The organism is Dermatophilaceae bacterium Sec6.4, from assembly GCA_039636865.1.
GTDB lineage: Bacteria > Actinomycetota > Actinomycetes > Actinomycetales > Dermatophilaceae > Allobranchiibius.
Genome location: CP144172.1, coordinates 2,417,789 through 2,435,606, shown reverse-complemented (window position 1 = coordinate 2,435,606; position 17,818 = coordinate 2,417,789). Strand labels below are relative to the sequence as shown.

The following is a 17,818-nucleotide window of genomic DNA, read 5'->3' as shown; positions in this document are numbered from 1 at the left end:
ATATGTGCGTACTTCTTGCGTCGGTTGGGATAGCGTTACCGCACATGAGCTCCACGTCACCAGCGGCCAAGACAGAGCGGCTGTTGAACCTCGTGATCTGTCTGCTCTACACCCGCCAGCCCCTGTCCAAGGCCCGTATCCGCGATGCAGTTCCGCAGTACGGCGACACTGCCTCACTCGAGGCGTTCGACCGGATGTTCGAGCGCGACAAGGATGAACTGCGCGATCTCGGCATCCCGTTGCGCACCGAGCCCCTCGATGCCTATTTCGATGATGAACCCGGGTACCGCATCGATCGGCGTGAGTACGCACTGGCGGACATCGTGTTCGAGGCCGATGAGCTCGCGGTGCTGGGCCTGGCCAGCCGCACCTGGCAGCAGGCGAGCCTGGCCGGCGCCGCGTCCACGGCCATGCGCAAGCTGCAGGCAGCAGATGTCGAGCGCGACACCAGCTCGGTCCTCGGGCTCGAGCCACGGGTGCGGACGAAGGAGCCGGCGTTCACACCGGTCAAAGACGCTGTCCTGGTCTGCTGCGCGATTGCGTTCGACTACCGCAAGGCAGACGGGCAGCTGGCTCCGCGCCGACTGGAACCGTGGGCAGTCACCAACTGGCACGGTCGCTGGTATGTGACGGGATTCGATCTGGACCGCGACGCTCCCAGGGTTTTTCGGTTGGGCCGCGTCGAGGGCGCCGTGCAGCGGGTGGGTCGCCCCGGTGCCTATCAGGTGCCCGAGGATCACGATCCGCTGTCGATGATCGCCGGGGTCGTGGTTGAACGGGCTCCGCAGACGGCGACGCTGCGGTTGCGTACTGGAGCGGGCAACACGTTGCGCCGCCGCGCGCGTGCAGGGACGCGTGCAGAGAACGGGGGCAGTACCGTCAGTGCGATCAGCGAGGGCCCGGGTGACTGGTCGCAGATGGATCTGGAGTTCACCGATGCCGAGATCTTCGCGCAGGAGATCGCCGGTTTCGGTCCGGCGGTGCGGGTCGTGCATCCGCCGGAACTGATCGAGGCCGTGGTGCGACGGCTGGCGGCGGCCCGGTCCGCGCAGCGCCGCGTCGCCGATCACCCTGCGGGCGAGGGGACCCTCTGATGGCAGCCCCGGAGAGCGCGACAGCCCGCTTGTCGCGGCTGTTGACGATGGTGCCGTGGCTGGTGAATCGGCAGGGTATCGATATTGACGAAGCGGCCTCACAGCTCGGGGTACCCAGGGCTCAGATAGAGGCCGACCTCGCACTGCTCTTCGTGTGCGGCACGCCCGGCCACCTTCCCGATGACCTGATCGAGGCGGAGTGGGAAGGTGGGCACGTCTACCTGCGTAACGTCGACACCATCGCACGCCCGCTGCGCCTGGGGATGGACGAGGCGATGGCGTTGATCGTCGGTTTGCGCACTCTGGCCGCTGTTCCCGGGCTTGGCGAACGGGATGCAGTCGACCGCGCGCTGGCCAAACTCACCGAGGCGACCGGTGACAATGCCCGGGCAAGCAGTCGGGTCCGGGTCACACTCGACAGTTCGACCACTGATCAGACGCTGGAGTCGGCCCGCGTCGCGTTGCGCAACCGGCGCAGGGTTCACCTGAAGTATCTGGTGGCCGCTCGTGACGAGGCGACCGAGCGGGATGTTGATCCGATGCGGGTGGTGAACCTGACCGGTCACTGGTATCTGGAGGGCTGGTGTCACCGCGCGCTGGATGTGCGACTCTTCCGGCTTGACCGGGTGGAGTCGATCGAGGTCCTGCAGGAGGCGGGCATCGCGCCGCAGGACGCGCGGTCCAGGGATCTTGATGCGGATATCTTCACCCCGAGCCCGCAGGACCTGCAGATCACCCTTGGGCTGAGCCCGGCGGCCGGCTGGGTGGCGGAGTACTACCCGGTGCAGGATGCGGTCACGCGACCCGACGGCGGCATGACAGTCACGCTGCGTACGGCGGACAGCGCCTGGGTGCGCAACCTGGTGTGGCGCCTTTCTGGATCTGCCTGGGTCATCGAGCCCGCGGCGCTTCGCCACGAGATCGAGGCCGGAGCTGCGGAGGCGCTGGCCGCCTACGGTCCACCGTGACACGCCACGCGTATTCCGTGATCGGGGAAGGGCCCACTCGGGGCGCGTAGACTCTGCGTCGAAGTACCACACCGACAACGCGTAAGGATTTACCCGATGTTTCGGAACTTGTTCGACGGTTGGCACATCGTCATCATCGTTATCGCCATTTTCTTGTTGTTCGGCTGGAAAAAAATGCCGGATATGGCACGTAGCTTCGGCCGTTCTGCTCGGATTTTGAAGTCCGAGGTCGACGGTATGAAAGAAGACGGCAAGTCCCAGGCGTCCGGCCAGACGGTCAAGGGTCAGACAGCAGCTCAGCCGCCGGTCACCCCGCAGGCTCCGGTCACCCCGCAGGCTCCAGTGACCCCGCAGGCTCCAGTGACCCCGCAGGCACCGGTTCCGCCCGTCGCGGGAACCACCCCCGCCGGCGCAACACCCGTCAGCGAAGCGCCGCAGGCTGACGCCGCGAACCACAACACCTCAGCCTGACCGGTCTGTATTCATAGATCGCCCGTACCCGACAACGCTGAGGACCGATGGCCGTACTGCGCCGTAAAGGCAATCCCGAAGGCCGGATGTCCCTCGGGGAGCACTTCCGGGAGTTCCGTCGTCGCGCTGCAATCTGCGCCTTGGCTATCGCTGTGGCCGGGGTCTACGGGTGGATAAAATTCCAGACGGTCTTCGACTGGATGGAACGTCCTCTCAAAGAGGCTGCTATCCGAAACCATTTCCCCGCAGGATCCGTTTCAACGAACTTCGCAAACGGAGTCAGCGATTCTTTCAGCATCAAGTTGAAAATCGCCATGTGGCTGGGCATCATCATCGCCAGTCCGGTATGGCTGTGGCAGATCTGGCGGTTCCTTGCACCGGGGCTGAAACGCAAAGAAAAGCGGGTGAGTGCGGTATTTATCGCGTCGGCAGTCCCGCTGTTCCTCACCGGGTGCTGGGTCTCAACATTGACCATCCCCAACGCTGTCGACTTCCTCATCGGACAGACGCCCAAGGGCGGCACCAACTTCATTGCAGCGCAGGCTTACGTCAATTTCATTACCAAGTTCATCCTGGCTTTCGGCCTGGCGTTCCTGCTGCCGGTCTTCCTGGTCGGTCTCAACTGCATCCGGGTGCTCCCGGCCAAAGTGATGGTCAAGGGCTGGCGGGTGGCGACCATGCTGATCTTCGTTTTCGCGGCGATCATGAGCCCGAGCCCGGATGCGTGGTCGATGCTGGCCCTCGCGTTCCCGATGGTGGCGTTGTATTTCATTGCCGTCGGCATCTCAGCGGTGCTGGACCGGCGCCGCTTCCAGGCGATGCCTCGCGAGTGGCTCGACGTGCCCGACGAGCAGGCGTCCGCGCTCTGACCAGCCGCTCCGATTAACCTCGGAGCATGTCCCGTTCGGAAACGTCGGTGCCGGCACGCTCAGCGCGCCGCCTCGATAGTTCACACCTGCGCCGTTTCGCCGATGGGTACGACTTCCCCTTCGACGATTTCCAACGTCAGGCCCTGCTGGCCGTCCAGGACGGACGCAGTAGCGTGCTGGTGGCCGCGCCGACCGGGTCCGGTAAGACGCTCGTCGGTGAGTTCGCGGCATATCTCGCGCTGCAGACTGGCACCAAGACCTTCTACACCACGCCTATCAAGGCGCTCTCGAACCAGAAGTACGCCGATTTCGTCGCGCGGTACGGCGCCGACAAGGTCGGCCTTCTGACCGGGGATGCGTCGATCAACGGTGAGGCGCCGGTGGTCGTGATGACCACCGAAGTGCTACGCAACATGATCTATGCGGGATCCGCCACGCTCGACGGTCTCGGGTACGTGGTGATGGACGAGGTGCACTACCTCGCGGATCGTTTCCGTGGCGCGGTCTGGGAGGAAGTCATCATCCAGCTGCCGGAGCAGGTGCAGCTCATCTCCCTCTCGGCGACGGTGAGTAACGCCGAAGAGTTCGGCGAATGGCTGGGCCAGGTGCGCGGCGACACTGAACTGATCGTCGAGGAGACCCGACCGGTGCCGCTGTGGCAGCACATGATGGTGGGGCCGGCAGTGTTTGATCTGTTCGTCGATGACGAGCGTGACAGCGAGCGGTTGCGCCTCAACCCACAGCTGCTGCAACGTATTCAGGGGTTCGATGCGAAAACGGACCGGCATGGTCGGCGAGAAGACGCCGGTGGTCCGCGTGGCCGGCGGGGTAAGGCCAGGAACGGTAGGAGCAGCGATGGTCCGGTGCGTGCCGGCCGGCCAGGTCGCGGTCCCAGCCGAGCGGAGGTCATCGACGCGCTGGACCGCAAAGGGCTGCTTCCCGCCATCACCTTCATCTTCAGCCGCGTCGGGTGCGAATCTGCGGTCACCCAACTTCTTGCCTGGGGCACCCGGCTGATCCCGGTGGCCGAAGGTGAGCGGATCCGGGATCTGGTGCAGCAACGAGTCGCCTACCTACCCGAGGAAGACCTGGCGGTTCTGGGCTACTGGGACTTCGTCGAGGGTCTGGGTCGAGGGTTCGCCGCGCACCACGCGGGGATGCTGCCGACCTTCCGGGAAATCGTCGAGGAGTTGTTCACCGAAGGGCGGATCAAGGCGGTCTTCGCCACCGAGACGCTCGCCCTGGGTATCAACATGCCGGCCCGCACCGTCGTGTTGGAAAAGCTCGTCAAGTACAACGGTGAAACCCACGCCGACATCACGCCGGGGGAGTTCACCCAGCTCACCGGGCGCGCCGGGCGTCGTGGCATCGACTACGAAGGCCACGCCGTCGTCCTCTACCACCGGGGCCTGGACCCACACCACGTCGGCGGCCTTGCGTCGACGCGGACCTACCCGCTGCGATCCAGTTTCGTACCGACCTCCAATATGGCGGTCAACCTCGTTGAGCGCCTCGGTCGGCCCGCTGCGCGCGATCTGCTCCAGCAGTCGTTCGCCCAGTTCCAGGCCGATAAGTCGGTCGTGGGGGTCGCATCGGCGATTCGGCACAATGAGGAGGGTCTGGAGGGGTATCTCGAGGCGATGCAGTGCCACCTGGGGGACTTCGCCCAGTACGCCGCATTGCGTCGGGAATTGTCGGACCTGCAGAAGGACGCCGCTCGCAGCCGCAACGCAGGTCGGCGCGCAGCCATCGCCACCTCCCTGGAGGGACTGGTAGCGGGCGACGTCGTGCAGGTGCCGATCGGCCGACGAACCGGCCGGGCCGTGGTCATCTCATCCGGTGGTGGTCGGCGGGGGACCGCTGATCCGGTCGTGTTGACCCAGGACGGCGAGGCACGCCGGTTGGAGATCGGCGACCTGCAGGCTCCGCTCCTACCGTTTGCGAAATTGACGATCCCGAAAGGATTCCACTCCCGCAATCCGAAGGCGCGCCGAGACCTGGCCGTCGCGCTGCGGGTGCAGACATCGGAAGAATCCGCTGATCGGGCAACTGATCCGGGTAATGAATCCGATGATCAGAGTGCAACAACCGAAGCAGTGGAGCAGCTGCGGCGCCGATTGCGCGAGCATCCGTGCGCCCAGTGCGAGCAACGTGAGGATCACGCCCGGTGGGCAGAGCGCTGGTGGCGACTGCGCCGGGAAACCGACAGCCTGTCCCGCAAGGTGTCCGGTCGCACCCAGACCGTGGCTGCAACATTCGACCGGATCTGCGATCTGCTGACCGAGTTGGGCTACCTGAGCGAGGACGGGCAACACGTCACCGCAGACGGGCAGGTGCTGAAACGGATCTACGCCGAGAAGGATCTGCTGGTCGCACAGTGCCTGCGCGAAGGTGTGTGGAGCCGGTTGGATGCCGCATCCCTGGTCGCAGTCGTCAGCGCGCTGGTGCACCAGGCACGTCGGGAGGGTGAGGGTGGCGGCGCCAAGATGCCGAACACCCAGGTGAGCGAGGCACTCGAGGACATGCACCGGTTGTGGGGTGAGCTGCACGATCAGCAAGCCGGCAAGCGCCTACAGCCGACGGGGGAGCCCGACGCGGGCATCGCCGCGATGATGCATCGATGGGCCAGCGGAGCGCGACTGGACGCCGTCCTGCGGGACGCGGAGATGTCGGCCGGTGACTTCGTCCGGCGTTGTAAGCAACTTGTCGACCTGCTCGATCAGATCCACGACGCAAGTGGCGATCCCGCTATCCGCAAGACCACCAAGGCGGGTATCAATGCGGTGATGCGCGGCGTGGTGGCAGCCGACCGGCTGGATTGACCCGACCCGATGGCCCGATGTCGGCTGCGTCCTGAACGGCTGCGTCCTGAACGGCTGCGTCCTGAAAGGCGTGGATCTCTCGTGGCAGGATGCGGACATGGTCTTCTCACCCAAACACCTCACTCAGGGTGAGCGCATCGAGCTCGAACTGCACACTCATGTCAAGCAGATTGTGCTACCACTGGTGATCCTGGTCGTCGCGAGCGCTGCGGCGATTGCGGGGGGAGCGTTCTGGGACTACCAGTGGGGTCGGCTCGGTATCGCGGTCGCGTGGCTGCTGGTCGTGCTCATCTTCGTTCTCGTTCCGGTGTGGCGGTGGCGCAGCACCTTGTACGTCATCACCAACCGGCGGTTGATCACCCGCCGGGGCATCATCAGCAAGTCCGGGCGCGACATCCCGCTGTACCGAATCTCCGACGTCGCGTACGAGAAGGGTCTGACCGACCGGATACTCGGCTGCGGAACGCTGATTGTCTCGGATGCCTCCGACCAGGATGGCCTGAAGCTCGACGACATCCCGCACGTCGAAGATGTCCAGGTCCGCCTGAACGAATTGCTGTTCGAGCACGACAACGGCACGGACGTCGAAGGATCCTTCCCGCCCGGCGATCCTCGAGCCGACCGGCGGCGTCCATTCTGAGGTCAGGTCCCGGTCTCAGTACGGGTGTGGATGAGTCGCTCAATCCAGGTGCAGCGCTGCCAGCAACCGGCTGACCGGGGTGTTGATGTCGATTTCGCCGCGAATCCTGTTCAGAGCCGATGGGTCCGCCAGCTCGGTCGGCAGCGCAGTGTCCAGATCAGCCGGGACCGGAACATCGAGAGCAACGTTCGTGACGGCCGGAGCCACATCCAGATAGTCCGAGGCCGCCTCCAGACGAGTCCGCTGGGCGCCCTTCAACATCGGGTCGCCGTCGGCGATGGCCTTCCGAATGGTGGTCAGGTCGCCGTATCGCCGCAACAACGTTGCCGCAGTCTTCTCACCGATCCCTGGAACGCCAGGTAGCCCGTCGCTACTGTCGCCGCGCAACATGGCCATCTCCGCATAAGCGCGTCCGGTGGGGACGTCGTACCTGGCCTGCAGGACCGACTGATCAAAGATGTCGGGGTCCCGTACCCCGCCTCGTGCGGTGTAGAGGACCCGCACCGGGGCCTCGTCGTCGACCAGCTGGAACAGGTCGCGGTCACCGGTCACGATATCGACCGGGCACATCCCGTGGTGTGCGACCGCCAGAGTGCCGATCACGTCGTCTGCCTCGTAGCCGTCCACGCCGAGGCGCGCGATACCGATGGCAGCGAGTAGCGACACGATGTACGGCACCTGGGGGGTGAGGTCGGCGGGGGACTCCTCCAGGACCTGCGAGCCCTCGGTAACGCGGTGAGCCTTGTACGAGGGAATCGCAGCCACCCGGAACTCCGGTCGCCAGTCGTTGTCCCAGCAGGCCACGAAATCGGTGGGTTGATGATCAGACACCAGGGTCGCAATCATGTCCAGAAAGCCGCGAACCGCGTTGGTAGGAATATCTCCTGGGTCCGACCGTCGATCGGGCACACCATAGAAAGCGCGGAAGTACAAACTGGCCGAATCCAGCAACATCAGGCGTCTGGGCATGGGCACATCGTCGCCTACAGTGCCCCCATGGAGGAACTGGATCGCCGTATTGTGCAGCTGCTGGCACTCGATGGTCGGATGAGTTTCACTGATCTGGGCAGAGATCTCGGCCTGTCCACCTCGGCTGCCCATCAGCGCGTTCGCAGGTTGGAGGAGCGCGGGGTGATCCGCGGTTACCGGGCAATTGTCGACCATCAGGCCGCCGGGATGCCGCTCACCGCGCTCATCTCCGTCACGCCGTTCGATCCGGCAGCACCTGATGACGTACCTGACCAACTGCGCGACCTGAGCGAGTTGGATTCCTGTTACTCCGTGGCCGGCAGCGAGAGCTACGTCTTGCAGGCGCGGGTCGCCGGCCCACTGGAGTTGGAGGAGCTCCTGGCCCGGGTGCGTGCCGCAGCCGGGGTGACTACACACACCACTGTGGTTCTCAGCACCCCGTGGGAGGACCGCCTTCCACCACCCAGCTGAGGCAATTGACCGTGGAAACCAACGCTGTAGTGCATCCGCGGCACCACATGGAACTCACAGGTAACACCCGTCACACCGGACGCGCGAGAACAATGCGGGGGTCGGTTCGACCGTTTGACATCGTCGACGGCGTGTCGTGAGCGACACGCCGTCGCCCGTTGAAACAGTGCCCGAAATGTCACCCGGTCTCCACCGTCCTGACCTGCATGGACATCTATTTCTGCAGGTCAGGAGCGTGTTGACAGGAATCTGCCAGAAGGTAAGTTAGCGCACGCGCCACCGGCCGTTCACCCGGCCCATGGTGATGGACGGGCCCACGCTCTCAGTAGAAAACATGCGCTGATGCGCGTATTGGTCCCAACGGAGCGTTGGCCCGTCCATCTTTACGTCACGCTGAGATACCCACCGGCCGCAGCAATCGAGCGCCGCCCAAAAAGTCGACAGACTGCTCGCATACCCTTGCGCAAATGTGGCGTCGCCTGGGGCTCAGCGCTGCGGGTGGACTCTGCCTGTGGCTGTCGTTTCCGACACTCGGCATCTGGCCGCTCGCAATCCTCGGGGTCGCACTTTTGTCGCTGGCAACCTGCGGTGTGCGTGCGCGCGCCGGCTTTCTCTACGGGCTCGTCGGCGGAGCCGCCTGCATGCTGCCGGTACTGCACTGGACCGGTATCTATGTCGGTGCGGTCCCGTGGTTGGCACTGGGCGTCACCGAATCCATCTATCTGGGTTTCCTCGGCCTCGGGATCGCCATTCTGCAATCGGCGCGGCCGATACATTGGCTGCCGAACTGGCTGTGGCCAAGAAACTCCCCGCACGTGCGGCCGTTCTGCGTCGCGATCCTGTGGGTCGTGCAGGAAGGCGTGCGTTCCTCCTGGCCTTTTGGCGGCTTCCCCTGGGCGCGGCTGGCCTGGTCCCAGTCCGGGTCGCCGCTGGCTCACCTGGCATCGATCGCCGGCGGCCCCGGCCTCAGCTTCGCGGTCGCCTTCCTCGGCGCCGTCCTGGCAGCGGTCGTCCACCGAACATTCCCACGTCTGCTCGGCGGCTCAACTGTCGACGATGAAGTGGTGCGCACTTCGACGGCCGGCAGTGCCGCTTCCTTTCTGCCCGCTGGGTCCGTCTGGGGCCGTGGCTGGCCCGCAGTCGCCGTCGTTGCCGTCGTGGCTGGGTCGATCTGGTATCCGACGCCGACATCGGGTTCGAAGCTGCAGGTTGTGGGGATCCAAGGCAATGTGCCGACAATGGGCCTGGATTTCAACGCACAGAGAGAGGGAGTCCTCAACTACCACGCCGAGACCACCGCGCGTGCTGCTGCGATGGTCCGTAGCGGCACGATCCCCCAGCCGGATCTTGTCGTATGGCCCGAGAATGCCTCTGATATCGATCCGACCCGCAACGCGGACGCAATGACGAAAATTCTGCGTTCGGTAGCGGTGGTGAAAGCGCCCCTGATCCTGGGCGCGGTGCTGAACCAACCCGCTCCCGACGTCTCGAATGCGTCCCTGCTGTTCCTGCCGGGGCAGGGCCTGGTGGCGCAGTACATCAAGCAGCACCCGGTGCCGTTTGCCGAGTACATTCCCGACCGGTCCTTCTTCGCCCACTTCAGCGACAAGGTGAACCTGGTCAAGGTGGACTTCGCCAAGGGCAAAAAAACCGGACTTTTCACTATTCCCACCAAAACCCATGGCGGGGTCAAGGTGGGACCGGTCATCTGCTTCGAGGTTGCTTACGACAACCTGGTGCGCCTGCCCGTCGAGGACGGTGCGCAGATGATCATTGTCCAGACGAACAACGCCACCTTCGGGCGGACGGCCGAGTCCGAGCAGCAGCTCGCGATCTCCCGAATCCGAGCCATCGAGCATGGGCGCTCGGTGGTGCACATATCGACGGTAGGAGTAAGTGGCCTGATTACCCCCGACGGCGTGGTGCACGACAGGTCCAGCCTCTTCACCAGCAAAGTGCTGTCCGGCGCATTGCCGCTGCGAAGCACGCTGACGATCTCCGACCGGTTGGGTGCGCTGCCCGAAAATCTTGCCTATGCGATCGCTGTGGCACTGTTCTTCCTGTCTGCCGTCGGTTCGCGGCGCGGGCGTGAGACGTCCCATGACAACAAGCGATCTTCGAGAGGCTCTCAGCTTGTCTGACCTGCCCGCACGACGTGTCCTGGTGCTCGTGCCGACGTACAACGAACTGGAGAGCCTGCCGGCGATTCTGCGGCGTCTGCGTGATGCCGTACCGGACGCCGACATTCTCATCCTGGATGATTCCTCACCGGACGGAACGGGGGCGCTGGCCGACGAATGGGCCAGCCGGGAGCCGCACATCCAGGTACTGCACCGCGTGTCCAAGGAAGGACTCGGCGCCGCGTATATCGCAGGTTTTGCCTGGGGTCTGGAGCGCGGTTACGACGTCCTGGTCGAGATAGACGCCGATGGTTCCCATCCGCCCAGCGTTCTACCTCTAATGATTCAGGCCTCTGCCACCGCAGACCTGGTGATCGGGTCGCGATGGGTGCGCGGCGGTCGGGTGCAGAACTGGCCCAAGCAACGTGAGCTGCTGAGCCGTGGCGCCAACCTGTACACGCGGCTGCTCCTAGGAATGTCTGTGCGGGACGCTACGGCGGGTTACCGGGTCTATCGCGCGGACGCTCTGCGCGCACTCTCGCTGGAGGATGTCAGTTCGGCGGGCTACTGCTTCCAGATCGACCTGACCTGGCGCGCCGCCAACGCCGGCATGCGTATCGTGGAGGTTCCGATCACCTTTGTCGAGCGCGAAGTGGGAGTGTCCAAAATGAGCAAGGACATCATGCGCGAATCGCTCATCAACATCACTTCGTGGGGCCTGCACCACCGCGCCGAGCAGCTACGACACCAGCTGACCGGTTCGTCGCGATGACCAACGGGTTGCGATGACCAGCGGACCGATCCCTGCCGGCACCCCTGTCGGCAGACGCCGCCACTGGGTGCGCTGGGTGGTCCTCTTGTTGTTTCTCGTGCTCCCGGTCTGCGAGATCGCCCTGGTCGTCGCGATCGGTCAGGCCATCGGCGGCTGGAAGACCTTCGGGCTACTGCTGATCTGGTCGGTGATCGGCGTCTGGCTGGTCAAGCGCACCTGGGGTAGTGCATGGCGCGACCTGCGGGAGGCCGGTCGCAACGGACAAATGCCGACAGATGACCTGCTCGACGCGGTGCTTGCCCTGCTGGGCGGGGTGCTGATCCTCATACCGGGCTTCATCACCGACTTTTTCGGACTGTTGTTGATTTTGCCCTTCACCCGCCCCATCGGACGGACACTCATCAAGGGGTGGGCGGCACGTCGGGTGGCTGCAGGAGTCGGGGGAGTGACCATCGTGCAGGGACAGCGAGTTCCGCCGACGTACACGGCATACCCCTATTCCGCCCCTACCGACACCCATCCGCAGACGCCGATGGCACCGGGAGCTCCCGGTGCCATCGAAGGAAAAATCGTCAGGGAAAAACATCCCCGCGAGTGATCAGGCGGTGCGCTTGCGTCGAGGCTTCTCGCCACGCGAGGCACGCAACCAGGCGAGCCGCTCTTCGAGCAGTTCTTCCAACTCTGGTACCGAACGACGCTCGAGCAACATGTCCCAGTGGGTGCGGACAGGTTTGACAGGCTTGCGAGTGGGTTCGGGGCCGTCCACGAGGGTGGCCTCTTTGCCGCACCGGCATTCCCAGATTCCCGGAATGTCAGCCTCGACTGAGAATGGCAACTCGGTGATTCTGCCGCATTGGCACTCGTACCGTACGGTCTGGCGTTCGCTGTAGGCGATGTTCTCGTCGGTTTCCAACGACAAGGTTGAGAGGTTGGTACCTCTCAATGATCGGTCTGCCATGTTCTTCTCCCTGCTGGACGGCCGCGGCGGTCGGCGGATTTGCGGCGTTCTCTCACGTATAACGAAACGATGGATGATCGTGTTCCGTCATCACGTACTGGACTGATGAGTTGTATTCGTAGACGTCGTAGGGTCCGGATTGGTTGCCACGGATGTGATCGAGTGCCCGTCTACGCGACAAACGACGTTACTCAGGTCGCCGGTGCAGGGCAAATCCCAGATCAGGGCAGTGTGCCAGAAGGACGGCGTTCGCCACCTGCACTGAAACCACCTGCACTGAAACCACCTGCACTGAAACCACCTGCACTAGACGACGGCGGGGAGGTCGTTACCGGCTCTGCTGATGCCGGCCCGCACGTCGACGCTGCGTAACAGCGCCGCTCCGACCACGAAAAAAATTACCAGGGCGATGATCGAGAGCCGGTAGTCGCGGAAGACCTGGTACACCAGTCCGAAAGTGAGCGTGCCCATCCAACTGGTTCCGCGGTCCATGGCCTGATAGAGACTGAAGAACTGCGCCTCGCGACCTCGTGGGATCAGGTGGGAGTACAGCGAGCGCGACAGAGCCTGGGTGCCGCCCAGCACGAGTCCGATACCGACGGCGAGCAGCAGCCAGAGGGCAAACGCGCGCTCCGGGAGAAAGAACGCAGCGACTGCGATCACGATCCACAGATACAGGCTGACGTACACCAGGGTGCGCCCCGGAACCCGCCGCGCCAGCCGGCCATAGGTCAGTGCGCCTCCGAATGCGACGATCTGCACCAGCAGGATCGTCACGATCAACTGTGTTGTGGAGAATTTCAGTTGCTGACCGCCATAGAGACTGGCCGAACTGATCACGGTCTGCACGCCGTCGTTGTAGAAGAGGTAGGCCAGCAGAAAGCGCAGCGTCTGGGGGTAGTCACGCAACTCGGTGAACGTCTGCCGCAGCTGCCGCAGCCCGGACACCACCGGATTGCTGCCAACCAATGCCGTCGCAGGTTCGTGGGGTACATCGCGTAGACCGCGGATCGAGTAGATCGCGAACACGGCCCACCACAGGCCCGATACGAAGAAGCTGACCCGGACAACGGTCTCGGTGCCCACTCCGAGGGCGGAATGGGCACTGAGGAACGCAAGATTCACCGCGAGCAGGAGGCCGCCGCCGAGTAGACGATCAGCGAACCGGCCAGGCAGACGTTCGCAATGATCGCCAACACCACGCCGAGTGCCCAGCGGGTGCCGCTGACAAGACAGAGTGCACCGCCGGCGGTTGCTCCTATCAGCGCGAACGTGCTCAGAAACCGCAACGGGCTGCGCGAACGATCGGCCATCGAGCCGAAGACGATGAGCACGAACGCCGAGAAGATCGTAGCCGCGGTGATCGTGTACGGCACCAGAGAACCGGGCGCGATACCGACGCCGAGGACGTGCAGGTCGTTGTTGCAGGTGGCATCGCCGGCCTGTCCGGGGCAGGCAGCGGTGTTGGCGACTGCCGTGAGATACGGCGCGAGCAGCACCGTCACGGTGACCGTCAGGTATCCCGTGCTGGCCCAGTCGTACCAGTACCAGCGAGCCTGCATCCTGCGCTGTTGCAGCGATGAGCCTCGGGGCGGGGCAAGCGTCACGACGGGCCGGCCGCAAGATCTCGCATGGCCAGGAACCTATCGCCCCGGTGGGGCCGACACGATGACGTCGCAACGGCGTCGGGCGGGACAGCTCACCGACTCACGGAGTGATGGGGGAGTGAACCCGGTGGCCCGGATCGTGGGCCTGCCGGATGGACGCGAGTTTGCCGCGGTTGGGCCCGAAGTAGCGGTCGGGGGAGACACCTGCCTCCACGTAGTTGACGTAGGCACCTGCCGACACGCCGGAGACCTTCTGGTGCGCTGCAGTGATCCAGGTCCGAGCGGCGGCGTAGTCGCCGCGGGGAACGTTGGAGTACCACTGCACGGAGGCCTGCTGGGCGCGCCAGGGGAATGCCGACGCACTGGACGTGACATCGTGGACGGCTCCGTCGAGCGGATCCAGGATTGCGGTCACCGATCGAGCACCGGCGGCCTTCACACCCTGCAGGATGGCCGACACACTCTGTGCATCCATTGTCGTGATGACGTCTGAGCCACCCACGAATGACGTTCGTGCTGAAGTGATGCCACCCCCTAGGTACCGGACCGTGGCCAGATAGCTGCGTGACGTGTAGGCGGAGGTCGACGGGCTGACGCCGATCGCGCGGATCAGCGCCGCTGCTGCCGAGCCTTCCTGCCCTGCCGGAGTGACGCCGACGACACTCGGACTCAGCACGCCGCCCTGCAGGTCCAGATGGACGTTGGCCCACCAGGCGCGGTCTGCTGAATTCAGCCACTGACCCCAACCGGCCGCCACCGAACTCGCGGAGGCAGCAGGGAAAGTCAGCCGGAAGGTGCCGCGGTCGGTCGCCGCGTGGGTCGCGAACTTCATCGATGTGACGATCCCCGGCACCGTGCTGCTACCACCGCGGGCCGCCCAGAACAGGTCACTGTTGGAACCGGTAGACGCTGTTACAGCTGACCCGTCCGGAAGGACGAACTGCAGGGACTGCAACTGGTCGCAGGTCAGGCCGAAGGAGCGAGACTCCGTGCCGATCCCGCCACCCAGTGTGTAACCAGAGCTGCCCACAGTGGGGCAGGTGCCGGTGGGCACGGTCAGCCCCTTCGGACTGAGTGCGGCATGCACCGCGTACAGACCGGCACCGGCTTCGACGGTTGCCGTCGAGCGCGTTGAGGTGACCCGTGCGAGTTGTCGCATATCAATCACGATCGTGCCGTTCGCGGCTGATCCACCGACGTAGGAGTGCCCACCGCTGCGCGCCGCAACCTGCAGGCCGTGGTCGGCAGCAAAAGCCATCGTGCGGGAGATGTCGCTGACGGAGGTCGCTCGCAGAACAGCGGCAGGTTTGTAATGATCGAACTCCGGATCGAACAACAACTTGTCGCGCGCGTACGGCCCACTTCCCGGCAGCTCGACACTCCCTGTGACCGTCCCGGCGAACTTCTTCCAGGCGGCAAGATCGGGTGCATCCGTCGCGCTGCTGCTCGGGGTAGCGGCAACCGAGGACGAGGCAGCGGTGCTTTTGGTCGTTGCCGTCGTTCTCACTGCGGCAGTCTCCGGTGGGGTCACCCCGGTTGCTGGCGCCGCCTTGGGTGTGCACGCGGTGAGCAGGCCAGCGGCAGCACCGGCAGCGACCGTGGCGAGAACAGTACGACGATCAATGCTGGTCATATTCCTGCAGACGCCCAAGCCACGTGTTGCGTTGGGTGGGAATTGCCGTCGCTGGGGGATATGCGCGTTCCGCAGGTCTTGTCGGTGCTTGGCGATAACGTCAGGCGGATCGAGCTGAAGGCGTAGGAGGCCACGATGAGTACCCTGGCAGAGCGGGACAAGACAGCGCTACTGGTGATCGACATGCAGAACGGCGTGCTGGGGCAGGCCTACGAGCGCGAGCGGGTCATCGCCAATGTCGCGGTGTTGATCGACAAGGCCCGCGCCGCGTCAGTCGACGTCGTCTGGATCCAGCACAACAGCGACGAGCTACCGTCCGGGAGCCAGGCGTGGGAGTACGTGCCGCAGCTGCAGCGCCTGGAGGGCGAGCCGTTGGTACAGAAGAAATACGGTGACGCCTTCGAAGCCACCGATCTCGAACAGGTGTTGGCCAGTCGAGGAGTCGGATCGCTGCTGGTGTCCGGGGCGCAGACCGATGCCTGCATCCGCTCGACCCTGCACGGCGCCCTGACCCGCGGTTACGACGCACTGCTGGTGAGTGACGCACATACGACCGACGATCTCTCGCCGTGGGGCGCGCCGACACCTGACAAGGTCATCGACCACACCAATCTGTACTGGAGTTTTCAGACAGCTCCCGGCCGATCAGCGGGCGTCGTCCCGACTGTCGACGTCGATTTCTCCAGCGCACCAGTCAGCTGAACCGGATCCCTAGCCCCAACGATTCGCCGATAATCTGCATTATGACAAGTTGGCCGTTTCGTGACCTCCCCCGGCCCGGAGTTCAAGCCTGCGGCGATGGAGCCGCAGATCAAGTTTCTGCTGCTGCCCCTTGCTTGTCACAGTGCCACTGATGTGTACCGACTTAGCGTTGAACAATGCCGACTAGGTATCAGCCAGTACCTGAGTGGGCGACTTACTCGCTTCGCTGCCACTGGCCGCGGCAGATGATGAGGAAGTACTTGTTCACTGCTTTCCGTCCCCCGGACGGACCCTTCCATAGGGATCGCATGTTTCTCAGGCGACGGTAGCAGGAAACAAGACGCACCTCTGGGATCGCATGTCGGGCCCCGGGTTCGCACATCGCGTCGCACATCTAACTGGCGTCGTGCTCTGAGACTGCCAGCTCCGTGGAGCCCAACGCTGCCCTGCCGGCGCGGTTCCTGGGGACACGTTTCGAAGTCCCGGGCTGATACCGGGGGAAGCTGGCGTTCGTTTTCTGTGATCTGCCCTGTCAATTTTTTTGGTTAGTGGGTCAGGGCCAGCTTGAGTGCGACGGCCAGGGCAGCGACCAGTGCCACTGCCGCGCCGAATCGCATTGCGGTGCGGGTTCTGACATGAGGGTGCAGTCGGCGGTACACCAGGCCGATGCCAGCCAGGCGGGCCAAGAGCACGCAGCACGCGGCGGTCTGGGCCCATAGTGCAGGGAGCCAGGTGATCGCGGCTGCGGTCAGTAGGGCGAAAGACGGCAGGCTCGCGCTGGCGACGGGAATGGCATCACGTAATTCAGCGCGTAAGAGTGCCACCGAAGTGTGGCCCGCGAACACGGCACCGACAATATCGGCGAGTACATGGGCCAGGTAGGTCGATATGACGGTGCCGAGCAGAATGAGTAGCGCCTGACCGGTGCGGATCTCCGGGGCCGAAACGCCGGCAGTTGCGGCCAACACCAGGACATCGCCGTAGATGTAGGCAGACATCCTGTTCTCAGCACGACCGGGCGCGAGATCACGGGCAGGATGGGTGAACGCGTAAATTGGATGCAGTAACGATCTATGCACGCTCATCTGCCGCAGTGTGCACCATCCACTGCAGAGTCTGCCTCGCTGCGTCGGCTCGAAAGAAACCGTCGATCGCCATCAGCCGTACGTGCGCGGTGTTGGGGCCCAATGACGAATCTCGCTACGTGACAACCGCAGCCGGGCCCAGCTTCCCTCAGCCAACACTGTCTCGGTGGCGTAGAACGTGCAGTTGCTACGACACCCAGAACCCGGCTCGGATTGGACCTTTTCGAAACTGCGCCGAGCGAACGTAGGCAGTGGTTCAGCCTTCTGGTTCGGGAGCAGTCTCCAGCAGCGCCTGCGCTCACGGCTCGATGCGCCCCAAAGTTTCGCGGCTCACCCGGTTTCGGATCGTCTCGCGGGTGATCGCGTTGTCGGCGTACAGGTAACGCCTGTTGTCCGAGAACCCGACGACCCACAGCAACCCCGCCACCATCTGCGTCAACACCACCCAAGAATTACTGGTTTCCGGTCGTCATAGAGCTGGGCGCGGTGGGTGACTGCCCGGGGTCACTACCAAATTCTTGAGCGTAGGAGCGGCCATCAATCCTGTATTCGACGATCGGGTTGCGCCGCACGCATCCCGTTTTTTACCTTTCGCGGCTCTGCTCACCGCTCTCAGCTCTACCCTCAGCCTGTCCCA

The 17,818-nt window shown here is 64.2% G+C and carries 18 protein-coding genes; 11 read left to right on the top strand and 7 right to left on the bottom strand.

Features of this window, described 5'->3' with window-relative positions:
* Positions 1 to 44 precede the first annotated feature (44 nt).
* From V3G39_11595 to V3G39_11570, 6 genes are all read left to right on the top strand, one after another.
* Complete coding sequence (locus tag V3G39_11595) at positions 45 to 1,094, top strand: WYL domain-containing protein (protein ID XAS75307.1); 1,050 nt, start codon at positions 45 to 47, stop codon at positions 1,092 to 1,094.
* On the top strand, positions 1,094 to 2,062 hold the full coding sequence (locus tag V3G39_11590) for a WYL domain-containing protein (protein XAS75306.1): 969 nt from the start codon (positions 1,094 to 1,096) through the stop codon (positions 2,060 to 2,062). The genes V3G39_11595 and V3G39_11590 overlap by 1 nt, the downstream gene beginning before the upstream one ends.
* Before the next feature lie 96 nt (positions 2,063 to 2,158).
* On the top strand, positions 2,159 to 2,533 hold the full coding sequence (gene tatA / locus V3G39_11585) for a Sec-independent protein translocase subunit TatA (protein ID XAS75305.1): 375 nt from the start codon (positions 2,159 to 2,161) through the stop codon (positions 2,531 to 2,533).
* Positions 2,534 to 2,580: 47 nt separating this feature from the next.
* Entirely contained in the window at positions 2,581 to 3,402 is an 822-nt protein-coding gene (gene tatC, locus V3G39_11580; protein ID XAS75304.1) for a twin-arginine translocase subunit TatC, read from the top strand.
* Positions 3,403 to 3,428: 26 nt separating this feature from the next.
* Complete coding sequence (locus V3G39_11575) at positions 3,429 to 6,224, top strand: DEAD/DEAH box helicase (GenBank protein XAS75303.1); 2,796 nt, start codon at positions 3,429 to 3,431, stop codon at positions 6,222 to 6,224.
* Between the two features lie 97 nt (positions 6,225 to 6,321).
* Positions 6,322 to 6,864, top strand: a complete 543-nt coding sequence (locus V3G39_11570) for a PH domain-containing protein (GenBank protein XAS75302.1) — start codon at positions 6,322 to 6,324, stop codon at positions 6,862 to 6,864.
* A gap of 39 nt (positions 6,865 to 6,903) precedes the next feature.
* Here V3G39_11570 and V3G39_11565 read toward each other — a convergent pair whose 3' ends face one another.
* Positions 6,904 to 7,833: a 5'-3' exonuclease gene (locus V3G39_11565; GenBank protein ID XAS75301.1), complete on the bottom strand. Its 930-nt coding sequence runs from the start codon at positions 7,831 to 7,833 to the stop codon at positions 6,904 to 6,906.
* A 27-nt stretch (positions 7,834 to 7,860) separates the two neighbouring features.
* Here V3G39_11565 and V3G39_11560 point away from each other — a divergent pair, with 27 nt between their 5' ends.
* The 4 genes from V3G39_11560 (at position 7,861) to V3G39_11545 (ending at position 11,794) form a co-directional block, all read left to right on the top strand.
* A complete protein-coding gene (locus tag V3G39_11560; protein ID XAS75300.1) occupies positions 7,861 to 8,304 on the top strand; it encodes an Lrp/AsnC family transcriptional regulator in 444 nt (147 codons plus the stop codon).
* Positions 8,305 to 8,771: 467 nt separating this feature from the next.
* Positions 8,772 to 10,445, top strand: a complete 1,674-nt coding sequence (gene lnt / locus V3G39_11555; protein ID XAS75299.1) for an apolipoprotein N-acyltransferase — start codon at positions 8,772 to 8,774, stop codon at positions 10,443 to 10,445.
* Positions 10,438 to 11,196, top strand: a complete 759-nt coding sequence (locus V3G39_11550) for a polyprenol monophosphomannose synthase (GenBank protein ID XAS75298.1) — start codon at positions 10,438 to 10,440, stop codon at positions 11,194 to 11,196. The genes lnt and V3G39_11550 overlap by 8 nt, the downstream gene beginning before the upstream one ends.
* Positions 11,197 to 11,209: 13 nt before the next feature.
* On the top strand, positions 11,210 to 11,794 hold the full coding sequence (locus tag V3G39_11545; protein XAS75297.1) for an FxsA family protein: 585 nt from the start codon (positions 11,210 to 11,212) through the stop codon (positions 11,792 to 11,794).
* Here the strand turns inward: V3G39_11545 and V3G39_11540 are convergent, their stop codons facing one another.
* The 4 genes from V3G39_11540 to V3G39_11525 form a co-directional block, all read right to left on the bottom strand.
* The gene (locus V3G39_11540; GenBank protein XAS75296.1) at positions 11,795 to 12,154 is read right to left on the bottom strand and encodes an RNA polymerase-binding protein RbpA; all 360 of its coding nucleotides are present in this window, start codon (positions 12,152 to 12,154) and stop codon (positions 11,795 to 11,797) included.
* A 306-nt stretch (positions 12,155 to 12,460) separates the two neighbouring features.
* Entirely contained in the window at positions 12,461 to 13,279 is an 819-nt protein-coding gene (locus V3G39_11535) for an MFS transporter (GenBank protein XAS75295.1), read from the bottom strand.
* Positions 13,276 to 13,716, bottom strand: coding sequence for an MFS transporter (locus tag V3G39_11530; protein XAS75294.1), 441 nt, complete (start codon positions 13,714 to 13,716; stop codon positions 13,276 to 13,278). The genes V3G39_11535 and V3G39_11530 overlap by 4 nt, the downstream gene beginning before the upstream one ends.
* A gap of 145 nt (positions 13,717 to 13,861) precedes the next feature.
* The gene (locus V3G39_11525) at positions 13,862 to 15,394 is read right to left on the bottom strand and encodes an FAD-binding oxidoreductase (protein XAS75293.1); all 1,533 of its coding nucleotides are present in this window, start codon (positions 15,392 to 15,394) and stop codon (positions 13,862 to 13,864) included.
* Between the two features lie 135 nt (positions 15,395 to 15,529).
* Here V3G39_11525 and V3G39_11520 point away from each other — a divergent pair, with 135 nt between their 5' ends.
* Entirely contained in the window at positions 15,530 to 16,096 is a 567-nt protein-coding gene (locus V3G39_11520; protein ID XAS75292.1) for an isochorismatase family protein, read from the top strand.
* Positions 16,097 to 16,641: 545 nt separating this feature from the next.
* On the opposite strand, the gene V3G39_11515 is transcribed toward V3G39_11520, so the two are convergent.
* Positions 16,642 to 17,181, bottom strand: a complete 540-nt coding sequence (locus V3G39_11515; protein ID XAS75291.1) for a hypothetical protein — start codon at positions 17,179 to 17,181, stop codon at positions 16,642 to 16,644.
* A 298-nt stretch (positions 17,182 to 17,479) separates the two neighbouring features.
* Positions 17,480 to 17,623 (bottom strand): hypothetical protein, encoded by a 144-nt coding sequence (locus V3G39_11510; GenBank protein XAS75290.1) that lies wholly within the window; start codon positions 17,621 to 17,623, stop codon positions 17,480 to 17,482.
* Positions 17,624 to 17,818 lie beyond the last annotated feature (195 nt).